This is a genomic window from Pantoea wallisii, assembly GCF_002095485.1.
GTDB lineage: Bacteria > Pseudomonadota > Gammaproteobacteria > Enterobacterales > Enterobacteriaceae > Pantoea > Pantoea wallisii.
The window spans coordinates 51,684-64,173 of sequence record NZ_MLFS01000020.1 but is presented as its reverse complement, the minus strand read 5'-3'; the positions used below and the strand labels follow the sequence as shown (position 1 = coordinate 64,173).

The window sequence follows — 12,490 nt, the reverse complement described above, 5'->3', positions numbered from 1 at the left end:
GCGTGCCGAGGCCTGCAGGGATGCGGCCGTTGCCGTTCCGGGCGTGCTCACTCTCCCTTCTGACCAGCTACAGAATCCACAGCGAAACACCTGGCAATATCTCTTCTGGCCAGGCGCAAAATCCACAGCAATAGCATTTACCAATATCCCTCCTGACCCCGCACAAAATCCGCACCACAAACTCTCCAGGCTTTTATCAGCCCACCGTGCCGTTTTCTAACCATTTTGGGTAATTTTCAACCAAATAAGGTACTTAGCTTAAGCCGTTAAGAATCAGTTACATACCTCTAAAGGGGTATATAAAATATGACTTGATGTATATCAATAAGTGCCTGAAGCAGCGCGTTATCGTAAGCGCAGATACCGCAATTTTTGAGGCAAAGCATGAGCAAGCACAGTGTCGTTATTATTGGCAACGGCATGGCCGGCCACCGCTTTATAGAAGAGCTGATCGATAAGGCCGAACCCGGCCAGTTTGCGATTACCGTATTCTGTGAAGAACCCCGCGTCGCCTATGATCGCGTCCACCTTTCCGCTTATTTCTCCCACCACACCGCTGAAGAACTCTCGCTGGTTCGCGAAGGCTACTATGAAAAGCACCAGGTCAACCTGCTGCTCGGCGAACGCGCCATCACTATCAACCGCGAAGAGAAACTGATCCACTCCAACACCGGACGCGCGGTGCACTACGACACGCTGGTCTTCGCCACAGGCTCATACCCGTGGATTCCGCCGATCAACGGCGCTGAAGGCAGCGACTGCTTTGTCTATCGCACCATTGAAGATCTTAACGCTATCGAAGCCTGCGCGCGGCGCAGCAAACGTGGCGCCGTGATTGGCGGTGGCCTGCTTGGTCTCGAAGCCGCTGGCGCGCTGAAAAACCTCGGTATCGAAACCCATGTTATCGAGTTTGCCCCCGTTCTGATGGCAGAGCAGCTTGATGTGCAGGGCGGCGAACAGCTGCGGCGTAAAATCGAACAGATGGGCGTGCGCGTGCACACCGGTAAAAACACCCGGCAGATTGTGCATCACGCAAAAGGGGGTAAAACGCTGGCGTTTACTGACGACAGCGCACTGGATGTCGATTTCATCGTGTTCTCTACCGGCATTCGCCCCCAGGACAAACTGGCAAAACAGTGCGGCCTCGCGCTCGGTCAGCGCGGCGGTATCGCCATTGACGATCGCTGCCAGAGCAGCGACCCGGCAATCTTCGCTATCGGTGAGTGTGCAGCCTGGCAGGATCGCATTTATGGCCTCGTCGCACCCGGCTACAAAATGGCGCAGGTGGCAAGCGACACGCTGACCGGCCGCGACAATGCGTTTACCGGTGCGGACATGAGCGCCAAACTCAAGCTGCTGGGTGTCGACGTCGGCGGCATTGGCGATGCCCATGGCCGCACGCCAGGCGCGCGCAGCTACCTGTGGCTGGATGAGCAGAAACACATCTACAAACGTCTTATCGTCAGCGAAGATAACAAAACTCTGCTCGGTGCGGTGCTGGTAGGTGATACCAGCGACTACGGCAACCTGCTGCAGCTGGCACTTAACAACATCACGCTGCCGGAAAACCCGGAGGGGCTAATTCTGCCTGCGGGCAGCGGCGAAAAACCGCTGCCCGGCGTCGACGCCCTGCCGGATAGCGCGCAAATCTGCTCCTGCTTTGATGTCAGCAAAGGCGACATCGTTAAAGCGGTACAGGGCGGCTGCCATACGGTAGCGGCGCTAAAAGCGGAAACCCGTGCCGGCACCGGCTGCGGCGGCTGCATCCCTCTCATCACCCAGGTGCTGAATGCCGAACTGAGCCGTCAGGGCATTGAGGTAAACAATCACCTGTGTGAGCACTTCCCCTACTCACGTCAGGAGCTGTATCACCTCATCCAGGTTGAAGAGATCAAATCGTTCGACGCGCTGCTGGCAAAATATGGCCAGGGCTACGGCTGTGAAGTGTGTAAACCGACCGTGGGTTCGCTGCTGGCCTCCTGCTGGAACGAATACATCCTGAAACCGCAGCATGCGCCACTGCAGGACAGCAACGATCTCTATCTCGGCAACATCCAGAAAGATGGCACCTACTCCGTCATCCCACGCTCTGCCGGTGGTGAAATCACGCCGGAAGGTTTGATGGCCATCGGCGGAGTGGCCCGCAAATATAACCTCTACACCAAAATCACCGGCTCGCAGCGCATCGGGCTGTTTGGCGCGCAGCGTGACGATCTGCCCGCTATCTGGTCTCAACTGATTGCCGCCGGATTTGAAACCGGTCAGGCCTATGCAAAAGCTCTGCGCATGGCGAAAACCTGCGTGGGCAGCACCTGGTGCCGCTACGGCGTCGGCGATAGCCTTGGCTTCGGCATCGAGCTGGAGAACCGCTACAAAGGCATTCGTACCCCGCACAAGATGAAGTTTGGCGTCTCCGGCTGCACGCGCGAATGTGCTGAAGCCCAGGGCAAAGACGTCGGCGTAATCGCGACCGAAAAAGGCTGGAACCTCTACGTATGCGGTAACGGCGGCATGAAACCGCGCCATGCCGACCTGCTGGCTGCCGACCTCGATCGCGAAACTCTCCTGCGGTATCTCGACCGCTTCATGATGTTCTACATCCGCACCGCAGACCGCTTACAGCGCACTTCAGTCTGGCTGGAGAACCTGGAAGGTGGCATTGGCTACCTGCGCAGCGTAATTATTGATGACAGGCTCGGCCTGAACGCGCAGCTGGAGAATGAACTGACCCGCCTGCGTGGTGAAGTGGTGTGTGAATGGACGGAGACCGTCAACCAGCCGCAGCTGCAGACCCACTTCAGCACCTTCATCAACAGCTCTCAGCGCGACCCGCTGGTGCAGCACGTAAGCGAACGTGCGCAGCATCGCCCGGCACGGCCGGCAGAACGTATCGCGATAACCCAGATTGAGGAGATTGACGCATGAGCCAGTGGCATCCCGTGTGTGAACTCAGCCAAATCCTGCCTGCTACCGGCGTGTGCGCGCTGATAGCAGGCCAGCAGATTGCCATCTTCCGTCCGCGTGACGATGAGCAGCTGTATGCACTCAGTAACATTGATCCTTTTGCCCAGGCCAGCGTGCTATCGCGCGGCCTGATTGCTGAACACCAGCACGCGCTGTGGGTAGCCAGCCCGTTAAAAAAACAGCGCTTTCGCCTGAGCGACGGCGTCTGCCTTGAAGATGCCTCCCGTTCAGTACCGAGCTATCCGGTGCGTGTCAGCAAAGGCCAGGTTGAAGTGTGTGCCTGACAGAATCCCTTCACTTTATGAGACGTCACTATGTTTACTGACACCCTGAACACCTGCGCCGCCAATGCGGCGCGCATTGTGCGCACCGCACAGCATAGCCCGCTGGCTTTCTGGATCAGCGCCGCGATGGCCGGCGCCTATGTTGGCCTGGCGATCATCCTGATCTTCACACTTGGCAACCTTGCAGAGCCCGCGTACCGTCCGCTGATCATGGGAGCAACATTCGGGATCGCGCTGACGCTGGTGATCATTGCCGGCTCCGAACTGTTCACCGGCCACACGATGTTCCTCACCCTTGGTGTCAAAGCGGGCACCATCAGCCAGGGCCAGATGTGGTGCGTACTGCCACAAACCTGGCTGGGTAACCTGGTGGGCTCTGTGTTTGTCGCCCTGCTCTACTACTACGCGGCAGGTGCACTGCTGCCTGCCGCCGGTTCGCTGATTCACAGTGCGGCACTGGCGAAAACCACGCAGCCGGCCATGGCGCTGTTTTTTAAAGGTGCGCTGTGCAACTGGCTGGTTTGCCTGGCAATCTGGATGGCGGTACGCACGGAAGGTACGGCGAAGTTTCTGGCTATCTGGTGGTGCCTGCTGGCGTTTATCGCCTCCGGTTACGAGCACTCCGTTGCCAATATGACGGTATTCGCGCTGTCATGGTTTGGTCAGCACAGTGCCGACCTGACGCTCAGCGGCATCGGTCACAACCTGCTGTGGGTAACGCTGGGCAACATGTTCTCCGGTATGGTATTGATGGGCCTCGGTTACTGGTATGCGACACCGCAGATGCAGCGCCCGCAGCCTGCCGCTCAGGCTGTGCCGCTTAAATCGGTATAACGATATGTTCAGCCCGCCTTTTGCGGGCTTTTTTACAGGATGAGCTATGGACTACTTTCCGCTGTTTTGTCGCCTGCAGGGCAAACGCTGTTTACTGGTGGGCGCTGGCGATGTGGCTGAACGCAAAGCGCGCCTGCTGCTGGATGCCGGCGCCGATCTGCACGTTGGCGCACTGGATTTCTCCCCGGCGTTTCAGCAATGGGCACAACAGGGAAAGGTAACCTTACTGCAGGGCACGTTTACAGAGGCCTGGCTGGAGGCGTGCTGGCTGGTGATCGCCGCCACCAATGATGATGCGGTGAACCAACGGGTCGGCGATGCGGCCGAAGCGCGTCGTATCTTCTGTAATCTGGTGGATGCGCCGCAGGAGGCCAGCGCGATAATGCCGTCGATTGTTGATCGCTCGCCGCTAATGATTGCAGTCTCTTCCGGCGGCCGCGCCCCGGTGCTGGCGCGCTTGCTGCGCGAAAAACTCGAGGCCATGCTGCCACAGCATCTGGGCGAGCTGGCCGCGCTGGCCGGTTCACTGCGCAGCCGCGTGAAGAGAACGTTTGCCAGCATGGCGCAGCGACGCGCCTTCTGGGAGCGCTTTTTCGCCAGCGATCGTCTGGCACAGACGCTGGCCAACGGCGATCGGCCACGCGCGGAGCACATCATCAATACACTGTTTGATGCCCCGCCGTCACAGCGTGGCGAGGTGGTGCTGGTGGGTGCCGGTCCGGGCGATGCCGGCCTGCTGACGCTAAAAGGGTTGCAGTGCATCCAGCAGGCGGATGTGGTGGTTTATGACCGGCTGGTATCTGAACCGATTCTCAACCTGGTGCGCCGCGATGCTGAGCGGATCTTCGTCGGCAAACAGGCTGGCCATCACTGCGTACCGCAGGCGCAGATTAATCAGCTGCTGCTGGAGCAGGCGCAGAGCGGTAAACGCGTGGTGCGCCTGAAAGGTGGCGATCCGTTTATCTTTGGCCGCGGTGGCGAGGAGCTGGAGATCCTGGCGCAGCACAACATTGCGTTTAGCGTGGTGCCCGGCATCACTGCCGCATCTGGCTGCGCCGCCTATAGCGGCATTCCACTTACCCATCGTGACCATGCCCAGAGCGTGCGCTTTGTTACCGGGCATCTGCAACAGCATGGCGAAATCGAGTGGGATAAGCTGGCGGCGGAGCAGCAAACGCTGGTGTTCTATATGGGCCTGAATCAGGCAGCGGATATTCAGCAGCGTCTGTTGCAGCACGGCATGGATGCCGCCATGCCGGTCGCTATCGTCCAGCATGGCACCACGCCGCAGCAGCGTGTTGAAACAGCAACGCTGGCACAACTGGAGACCCTGGCCCGGCAGTTTGTCAGCCCAGCCCTGATTATTGTCGGCCGGGTGGTCACGCTACGCGATCGGCTGCGCTGGTTCTGAAACGGCAAAGGGCTGTACAGCGCTGCGCTTAACCGCCAGACTAAAGCCTGATATCTCATAACAAGGAGTTACCATGCGCATTGTTTCGCTGGCGGGTGCGTTGCTGCTGCCATTAAGTGTTGCCGTGAGCGCGGCACCGGTTAGCTGGTCCGATATGACTGGCGAGTGGCAAGTGGTTGCCGTAACGCCCAAAAAAGAGCCCGGCCAGCTCTATATCAAAAATGACCCACAGTTTATGGGCGCACGCGTGGCGTTCAAATCCAGTGGTATCAGCTGGACGCGCGGCACCGCAGAGCGCAGCATCAATCCTGCGGTGGATAACTGCAGCGGCAAGCCTCGTCTGAGCGCGGCTAACGGCGCGGCGCAGGATCGGGATTTCAGCTTTCGCTACGGGTTTAACGTGCGCTGTGGCGATCGGGCATGGGGACCAGCGCCGGGCGCGGTGCTGAGTGTGCTGGCGGATGGCAATGCGCGGCTGTTCTGGGATGGGGCTGAGCTGGCGTTACGCCGGGTTAAATAAAACGGGTGCGCATCACTGCACACCCGGCGAGAAAGACGGTCCGCTTAAGCGCGACCGCACTTTTCAGGGCTGCGCCACAAACCCCACTGCTTCATACACGCGCTTCAGCGTCTCCTGCGCATGGGCACGCGCCTTCGCTGCACCATCGCGCATGACCTGATTGAGCAAGGCTTCATCGTTACGGAAACGGTGATAGCGCTCCTGCAGTTCGCCCAGCATGCCTGCTACCGCTTCAGCGACATCGCCTTTCAGGTGGCCGTACATTTTGCCTTCGAACTCCTGCTCCAGTTGCGCAATCGACTTGCCGGTTACGCCTGAGAGGATATCCAGCAGGTTAGAAACGCCCGCCTTCTCTTTAATATCGTAACGCACTACCGGCGGCTCTTCGGAGTCGGTCACCGCGCGTTTGATCTTCTTCACCACGGATTTGGTGTCTTCCAGCAGGCCAATCACGTTATTGCGGTTGTCATCCGACTTCGACATCTTTTTCGTCGGCTCCAGCAGCGACATTACGCGTGCACCTGATTTCGGAATAAATGGCTCAGGGATTTTGAACACATCGCCATACAGCGCGTTGAAGCGCGCAGCGATATCGCGGCTCAGCTCCAGGTGCTGTTTCTGATCTTCACCTACCGGAACCTGGTTGGTCTGGTACAGCAGGATATCTGCCGCCATCAGCACCGGGTAATCGAACAGACCGGCGTTGATGTTCTCTTCGTAGCGGGCTGATTTGTCCTTGAACTGCGTCATGCGGCTCAGCTCGCCGAAGTAGGCGTAACAGTTCAGTATCCAGCTCAGCTGCGCATGCTCAGGCACATGCGACTGTACGAAGATGGTGCTTTTCTCCGGATCGATACCGCAGGCAAGGTACAGTGCCAGCGTATCCAGCGTCGCTTTACGCAACGCTGCCGGGTCCTGACGTACGGTAATGGCGTGCAGATCGACGATGCAGTAAATGCAGTGGAATTCGTCCTGCATCTGCACCCACTGACGCAGCGCACCCATATAGTTGCCAATGGTCAGTTCACCGGAAGGCTGGGCGCCGCTGAAAACGATGGGTTTCATGGTTATATCCTGATAATCACAGCCCGAGTACGGGCAACAGTTCGCTAAAAGTATCGAGAGTTAAATCGGGTTGGCTGGTGGCAATCGGCTCACCGTAGTTGTAGCCAAATGTCATCGCGACATTAGGTACACCTGCCGCCTGGGCAGCGAGAATATCATTGCGGGAATCGCCGACAAACAGCAATTGTCCCGGTAATACGCCAAAACGGCCAAGGACTAAAAATATCGCTGCCGGGTGCGGCTTCTTCACCACCACATCATCGCCACCGATAATCAGCGAGAAGTAGTCGGCAATACCCAGCGATTGCAGCAGTGGCGCGACAAATGGCGTGGGCTTATTGGTCACGATTGCCAGCGGCAGCCCTTTGGCATGCAGCGCGGCCAGCGTCTCTTTCACCTGCGGGAACAGCGTGCTGCCCGCCTCTACCGTCTCGGCATAATATTTATCGAACAGCGCACGGGCATCGTGCTGCTCTTCTGGCTGCGGTTCACGGCCCAGCGCCCACGTCAGCGCGCGGGTCATCATCACATCGGCGCCGTTACCAATCCAGGTTGACGCCAGCTCCAGGCCCGGCGGCGGCAGGTGCAGATCGCCCAGCGCGAGATCGATCGCCTGCGCCAGGCCAGGCGCGCTGTGTACCAGCGTACCATCAAGATCAAACGCCAGCGCGCGGATATCAGTGAAATGAGCCATTAACCTTCTCCAGTTCGCTGCGCATCTCGTCAATCACCTTTTTGTAATCCGGGTGACCAAAGATCGCCGAACCGGCGACAAACATATCCGCACCGGCTGCCGCAATCTGACCGATGTTATCGATCTTCACGCCGCCATCCACTTCCAGACGAATGTTATAACCGCTCTGATCGATCAGGCGACGCGCCTGACGCAATTTGTCGAGCGTGCCGGGAATGAAAGATTGACCACCGAAGCCAGGGTTGACCGACATCAGCAGAATGATGTCCAGTTTATCCATCACGTAATCAAGGTAGCTGAGCGGCGTGGCCGGATTGAACACCAGGCCGGCTTTGCAGCCGTGCTCTTTGATCAGCTGCAGCGTGCGGTCCACATGCTCGCTGGCTTCCGGGTGAAACGTGATGTAGCTGGCGCCGGCTTTTGCAAACGCCGGAATCAGCGCATCAACCGGTTTAACCATCAGGTGCACATCGATCGGCGCAGTAATGCCGTAATCACGCAGCGCTTTCAGCACCATCGGCCCCATGGTCAGATTGGGAACATAGTGATTATCCATCACGTCGAAATGAACCACGTCGCCGCCTGCTGCCAGCGCTTTGGCTGTATCTTCACCCAGGCGGGCAAAGTCAGCGGATAGGATTGAAGGGGCCAGTAAAAATTGTTTCATCCGATTCTCCCAATTTTGTGCGCCAGACCGGGCTGGCGTAATGCGTTGGTCGCGGACGAAACAAACTAGCGGAAAAGCGCCAGCAGTTCGTCCACCTGAGTGCGACCACTTATGCTTCGGCTGATGGAACGCCGGGCTTTAACTACGTGTAAATCGGCATTCTGATACCACTCGCGCGTAAGCAGGGTATCGTGATTGGAAATCAGTACCGGTATGCGGCTCTCCTGCGCCAGCTTGCCGGCTAACTCGGCCAGGTGCTGCTGTTCGCGCAGGCTAAAACTGTTGGTGTGGTAAGCGGTAAAGTTGGCCGTCGCCGACAGCGGCGCATACGGCGGATCGCAATAAACCACTGAACCGGCAAGCGCACTGTTCAGAGTAACATCGTACGATTCACAGACAAAGGTTGCTTTTTGCGCGCGTTCGGCAAACCACAGCAGCTCCGCTTCCGGGAAGTAGGGCTTGCGATAGCGGCCAAAAGGTACGTTGAATTCCCCGCGCAGGTTGTAGCGGCACAGGCCGTTATAGCCGTGACGGTTGAGATAGAGAAACAGCACCGCGCGCTGGTAGGGATCGTGACTGGCATTAAATGCCGTACGCTGCGCGTAGTAGGTCTCTGCGCTGTTACCTGCGGGCGTAAACAGCTGACGCGCATCCTCGATAAAGGCCACGGCGCGCGTTTTAACGATGTTGTAGAGGTTGATCAGATCACCGTTAATGTCCGCCAGGTGATAGCGGTCATAATCGGTATTGAGGAACACGGAGCCGGCACCGACAAAAGGTTCGATTAAACAATCACCTTGCGGTAAATGACGACGGATGTCGTCAAGCAGCGGGTATTTCCCTCCGGCCCATTTCAGGAAAGCGCGATTTTTCTTCATGCTGTCGTGGTATTACATCTTAATTATTGGCTGTGGTGGAACCGACAGCAGCTCTGCGCTTAAAACGGGGCCACAGCAGCGCAGCCCCACATCACTTATTGACTCTCTTTCTTCACCTGGCTCAGCGGTTTCACCCATGGATTCGCCGCACGCACCTCAGCGGGCAGTGAAGCCACTGCACGTTTGGCTTCGGCCGGCGTGGCGTAAGCGCCGCTCACCAGCACGTACCATGGCTGACCGTTACGCGTGGTTTTATACACGTGATAACTGTTCAGATTCTGTTTTTTCGCCCAGGCATTCAGGCTCGCTTCTTTTGAGGCACCGCTCAGCTGCAGCGTGTAGCTGCCACCCGATGGCAGCGACTTGCTGGCACCGCCCGAACTGGCTGGCGCAGGGTTGTGCGCAGCGGTGGTGTGGGTTTTGCTCTCTTTCGTCGCGGTCGGCTTCGCTGCGGCCGGTGCTTTCTGCGAACTGTTTGTACGCGGAGCGCTGGTGGTGCGCGGCGCGCTGTCAGAGTGCAGTGCCGGTGGCGTGACGGCTTTACTGCCGTTGCCGCTGACCGTCGCCGGTGCCGTTGGCAGCGAGCTGTTGCCCTGTGCCCCCTGGGCTGCCGCATCCACAGAACCCTGCTGATTGTTCAGCGCGCTGTTCAGATCGCCCGGCAGCGTAACGCGCTGCTGGTTAGCCGGCGTCTCAACGGGTTCAGCCTGCGTTGGCGTAGAGGAGACCGAAGGCATAGAGATGGCTTGATTATCGCTGCCTGCCGGCGCACCCGCCGTATTTTGCGGCGCGCTACTCTCCGCCGATGGCGCGGCGCTCTGCTGGCCGCTCATCGTCGTCGAACCGGACAGATCGATGTTCTTTTCGCTGCCACCCGCAGACGGTGCAGCGCCGCCACTGCTGGCGGTGTTGGTGGCAGGTTTCTTCTCATCCGGCCCGGTCAGTGCAGAGCCAATCCCCAGCACTAAAACCAGCAGCACCAGAATACCAATGCCCATCATCATATGCTGACGAGAAACCGGCACTTTCGCTTTCGGCGCAGAAGACGATTTGCGAGGCCGCGTTGGACGGCGATCACTGGCGTCAGGTTTTAACTCGTCTTCCGGTTTGAACTCATCCATTTAGCCTCCTCCGTAAAACAGCACGCTTCCCACGTGCCGCATCACTTCTCACTACATATCATCAGGGTTTCTGGCAATCGTTGATTGCAGCCAGCACCATATCATGAGCCACGCCGGCACGCACTTCGGCGCGGCCAATTGCGAGAGGCAGCACCAGGCGTAATTCACCCGCCAGGACTTTCTTGTCACGCATCATGTGGGGCAGATAAGCTTCGGCCTGCATGCTTGCGGGGCCATTAACCGGTAAGCCCGCGCGCAGCAACAGCGCGATAATGCGATCGGTATCCGCCGCGCTGAACTGGCCGAGGCGCTCAGCGGTGCGCGCCGCCATCACCATGCCCGCCGCCACCGCTTCACCGTGTAACCAGTTGCCGTAGCCCATGTGCGCTTCAATCGCATGACCAAAAGTATGGCCAAGGTTAAGCAGCGCACGCAGGCCCGTTTCGCGTTCATCGGCAGCCACCACTTCCGCTTTTAACTCGCAGCAGCGACGAATGCAGTACGCCAGCGCATTCTCATCCAGCGCCAGCAGCGCATCAAGATTCTGCTCCAGCCACCGGAAGAAAGCCGAATCAAGGATGATGCCATATTTGATCACTTCCGCCAGGCCAGAGGCCAGTTCACGCGGCGGTAGCGTGCGCAGACAATCGGTATCCACCACCACCGAGGCGGGCTGGTAGAAAGCACCGATCATATTTTTGCCCAGCGGATGGTTGACGGCGGTTTTGCCGCCCACCGAGGAGTCAACCTGAGAGAGCAGTGTGGTTGGCACCTGAATAAAGCGCACACCACGCTGGTAGCTGGCAGCGGCAAAGCCGGTCAAATCACCAATAACGCCGCCCCCAAGGGCAACCAGCGTTGTGTCGCGGCCGTGCGGCTTCTGCAACAGGGCGGTAAACACGTCGTCCATCACTGCCAGCGTCTTATACTGTTCACCGTCCGGCAGAATCACCTGATCGACTTTTATCCCGGCATTGCTCAGCAGCGTGGCGAGCTTCTCCAGGTAGATCGGGGCCAGCGTCTGGTTGGTAACCAGCATGGCATTATCGCCTGCTTTCAGCGGCCAAAAAGAAGCCGGATCGTTAAACAGTCCGGCAGCGATGGTGATGGGGTAACTGCGATCCCCCAGTGAGACAGTGATCTTCTCCATGATGACCGATACCTATTGCTGAGCCCTCAGGGCGCTGGATTAATTTTTTTCCAGCATGTTGATGATCTGATTGGCGACAACTTTTGCACTTTGATCGTCAGTGCGAATGGTGACGTCAGCGATCTCTTCGTACAGCGGATTACGTTCACCAGCCAGCGCTTCCAGTACTTCGCGTGGCGGTTCATCAACCTGCAGCAGTGGGCGCTTTTTATCGCGCTGCGTGCGGGCAAGCTGCTTTTCGATGGTAGTTTCGAGATAGACGACCACGCCGCGGGCTGAGAGACGATTGCGGGTTTCACGGGATTTGACGGAGCCGCCACCGGTCGCCAACACGATGCCCTGCTTTTCGGTCAGCTCGTTGATGATCTTCTCTTCGCGATCGCGGAAGCCAGCTTCGCCTTCCACATCAAATACCCAGCCTACATCCGCTCCGGTACGTCGCTCAATTTCCTGATCGGAATCGAAAAATTCCATATTGAGTTGCTGAGCTAACTGACGACCAATAGTGCTTTTGCCGGCACCCATCGGCCCAACCAGAAAGATATTGCGTTTCTCTGCCATTTTGTCGGTATTACTAAGAATTCGTTGATGATACCCCGCGTACAGCACGTTGCTGGCGGGACAGGAACTGAGACCTCATGAGCATTAGCAAGAGTCAGACGGAAAATTATCTCAACACTCATGGCCGTTTGGCAACCGAATAAATTGCCTCCGGCGACCTTGTACAGGACCGGTCTGTGGTTCGCGAGACGGTAACGCTCTTCCTTTTCTGCCTGCATCTTTTGCGCTACAGGTGCGCTGGCTGTGCCCGTACGCCCAAAATCACCTACTGCTGTAAGTGCCTGGATTGATACGACTGCCACCTGCCTGTAGCTCAAATAATGCGGACATTTTTCTTCATG

The 12,490-nt window shown here is 57.9% G+C and carries 13 protein-coding genes; 6 read left to right on the top strand and 7 right to left on the bottom strand.

The features are described 5' to 3' along the window. From HA48_RS22260 to HA48_RS09495, 6 genes are all read left to right on the top strand, one after another. A partial coding sequence (locus tag HA48_RS22260; protein ID WP_208613122.1) for a hypothetical protein occupies window positions 1-220 on the top strand: 220 nt, incomplete at its 5' end. A 164-nt stretch (window positions 221-384) separates the two neighbouring features. Next, window positions 385-2,925, top strand: coding sequence for a nitrite reductase large subunit NirB (gene nirB / locus HA48_RS09515; protein WP_128600899.1), 2,541 nt, complete (start codon window positions 385-387; stop codon window positions 2,923-2,925). Beyond that, window positions 2,922-3,248, top strand: coding sequence for a nitrite reductase small subunit NirD (nirD, locus tag HA48_RS09510; protein ID WP_128600897.1), 327 nt, complete (start codon window positions 2,922-2,924; stop codon window positions 3,246-3,248). Before nirB ends, nirD begins: the two co-directional genes overlap by 4 nt. A 30-nt stretch (window positions 3,249-3,278) precedes the next feature. After that, window positions 3,279-4,082, top strand: coding sequence for a nitrite transporter NirC (nirC, locus tag HA48_RS09505; RefSeq protein WP_128600894.1), 804 nt, complete (start codon window positions 3,279-3,281; stop codon window positions 4,080-4,082). Between the two features lie 46 nt (window positions 4,083-4,128). After that, window positions 4,129-5,493: a siroheme synthase CysG gene (cysG, locus tag HA48_RS09500; RefSeq protein ID WP_128600892.1), complete on the top strand. Its 1,365-nt coding sequence runs from the start codon at window positions 4,129-4,131 to the stop codon at window positions 5,491-5,493. A gap of 73 nt (window positions 5,494-5,566) precedes the next feature. Next, complete coding sequence (locus HA48_RS09495; protein WP_128600890.1) at window positions 5,567-6,013, top strand: hypothetical protein; 447 nt, start codon at window positions 5,567-5,569, stop codon at window positions 6,011-6,013. 63 nt (window positions 6,014-6,076) lie between these two features. On the opposite strand, the gene trpS is transcribed toward HA48_RS09495, so the two are convergent. From trpS to aroK, 7 genes are all read right to left on the bottom strand, one after another. Further along, on the bottom strand, window positions 6,077-7,078 hold the full coding sequence (gene trpS / locus HA48_RS09490; RefSeq protein WP_128600887.1) for a tryptophan--tRNA ligase: 1,002 nt from the start codon (window positions 7,076-7,078) through the stop codon (window positions 6,077-6,079). A 16-nt stretch (window positions 7,079-7,094) separates the two neighbouring features. Then, on the bottom strand, window positions 7,095-7,772 hold the full coding sequence (locus HA48_RS09485) for a phosphoglycolate phosphatase (protein WP_128600885.1): 678 nt from the start codon (window positions 7,770-7,772) through the stop codon (window positions 7,095-7,097). Then, window positions 7,756-8,439, bottom strand: a complete 684-nt coding sequence (gene rpe, locus HA48_RS09480) for a ribulose-phosphate 3-epimerase (protein WP_128600882.1) — start codon at window positions 8,437-8,439, stop codon at window positions 7,756-7,758. Before rpe ends, HA48_RS09485 begins: the two co-directional genes overlap by 17 nt. Window positions 8,440-8,504: 65 nt before the next feature. Beyond that, on the bottom strand, window positions 8,505-9,317 hold the full coding sequence (gene dam, locus HA48_RS09475) for an adenine-specific DNA-methyltransferase (RefSeq protein ID WP_128600880.1): 813 nt from the start codon (window positions 9,315-9,317) through the stop codon (window positions 8,505-8,507). A 95-nt stretch (window positions 9,318-9,412) separates the two neighbouring features. Then, on the bottom strand, window positions 9,413-10,438 hold the full coding sequence (locus tag HA48_RS09470) for an SPOR domain-containing protein (protein WP_128600877.1): 1,026 nt from the start codon (window positions 10,436-10,438) through the stop codon (window positions 9,413-9,415). Between the two features lie 61 nt (window positions 10,439-10,499). Further along, the gene (gene aroB / locus HA48_RS09465) at window positions 10,500-11,588 is read right to left on the bottom strand and encodes a 3-dehydroquinate synthase (RefSeq protein WP_128600875.1); all 1,089 of its coding nucleotides are present in this window, start codon (window positions 11,586-11,588) and stop codon (window positions 10,500-10,502) included. Between the two features lie 39 nt (window positions 11,589-11,627). Continuing rightward, window positions 11,628-12,149, bottom strand: a complete 522-nt coding sequence (gene aroK / locus HA48_RS09460; protein ID WP_010617392.1) for a shikimate kinase AroK — start codon at window positions 12,147-12,149, stop codon at window positions 11,628-11,630. Window positions 12,150-12,490: the final 341 nt, after the last annotated feature.

Excerpts from the sequence above, each read along its gene's own strand:
- dam (WP_128600880.1), bottom strand. The coding sequence starts at position 9,317 with ATGAAGAAAAATCGCGCTTTCCTGAAATGGGCCGGAGGGAAATACCCG.
- HA48_RS09485 (WP_128600885.1), bottom strand. The coding sequence starts at position 7,772 with ATGGCTCATTTCACTGATATCCGCGCGCTGGCGTTTGATCTTGATGGT.
- nirB (WP_128600899.1), top strand. The coding sequence starts at position 385 with ATGAGCAAGCACAGTGTCGTTATTATTGGCAACGGCATGGCCGGCCAC.
- aroB (WP_128600875.1), bottom strand. The coding sequence starts at position 11,588 with ATGGAGAAGATCACTGTCTCACTGGGGGATCGCAGTTACCCCATCACC.
- rpe (WP_128600882.1), bottom strand. The coding sequence starts at position 8,439 with ATGAAACAATTTTTACTGGCCCCTTCAATCCTATCCGCTGACTTTGCC.
- nirC (WP_128600894.1), top strand. The coding sequence starts at position 3,279 with ATGTTTACTGACACCCTGAACACCTGCGCCGCCAATGCGGCGCGCATT.
- HA48_RS09470 (WP_128600877.1), bottom strand. The coding sequence starts at position 10,438 with ATGGATGAGTTCAAACCGGAAGACGAGTTAAAACCTGACGCCAGTGAT.
- cysG (WP_128600892.1), top strand. The coding sequence starts at position 4,129 with ATGGACTACTTTCCGCTGTTTTGTCGCCTGCAGGGCAAACGCTGTTTA.
- aroK (WP_010617392.1), bottom strand. The coding sequence starts at position 12,149 with ATGGCAGAGAAACGCAATATCTTTCTGGTTGGGCCGATGGGTGCCGGC.
- nirD (WP_128600897.1), top strand. The coding sequence starts at position 2,922 with ATGAGCCAGTGGCATCCCGTGTGTGAACTCAGCCAAATCCTGCCTGCT.
- trpS (WP_128600887.1), bottom strand. The coding sequence starts at position 7,078 with ATGAAACCCATCGTTTTCAGCGGCGCCCAGCCTTCCGGTGAACTGACC.
- HA48_RS09495 (WP_128600890.1), top strand. The coding sequence starts at position 5,567 with ATGCGCATTGTTTCGCTGGCGGGTGCGTTGCTGCTGCCATTAAGTGTT.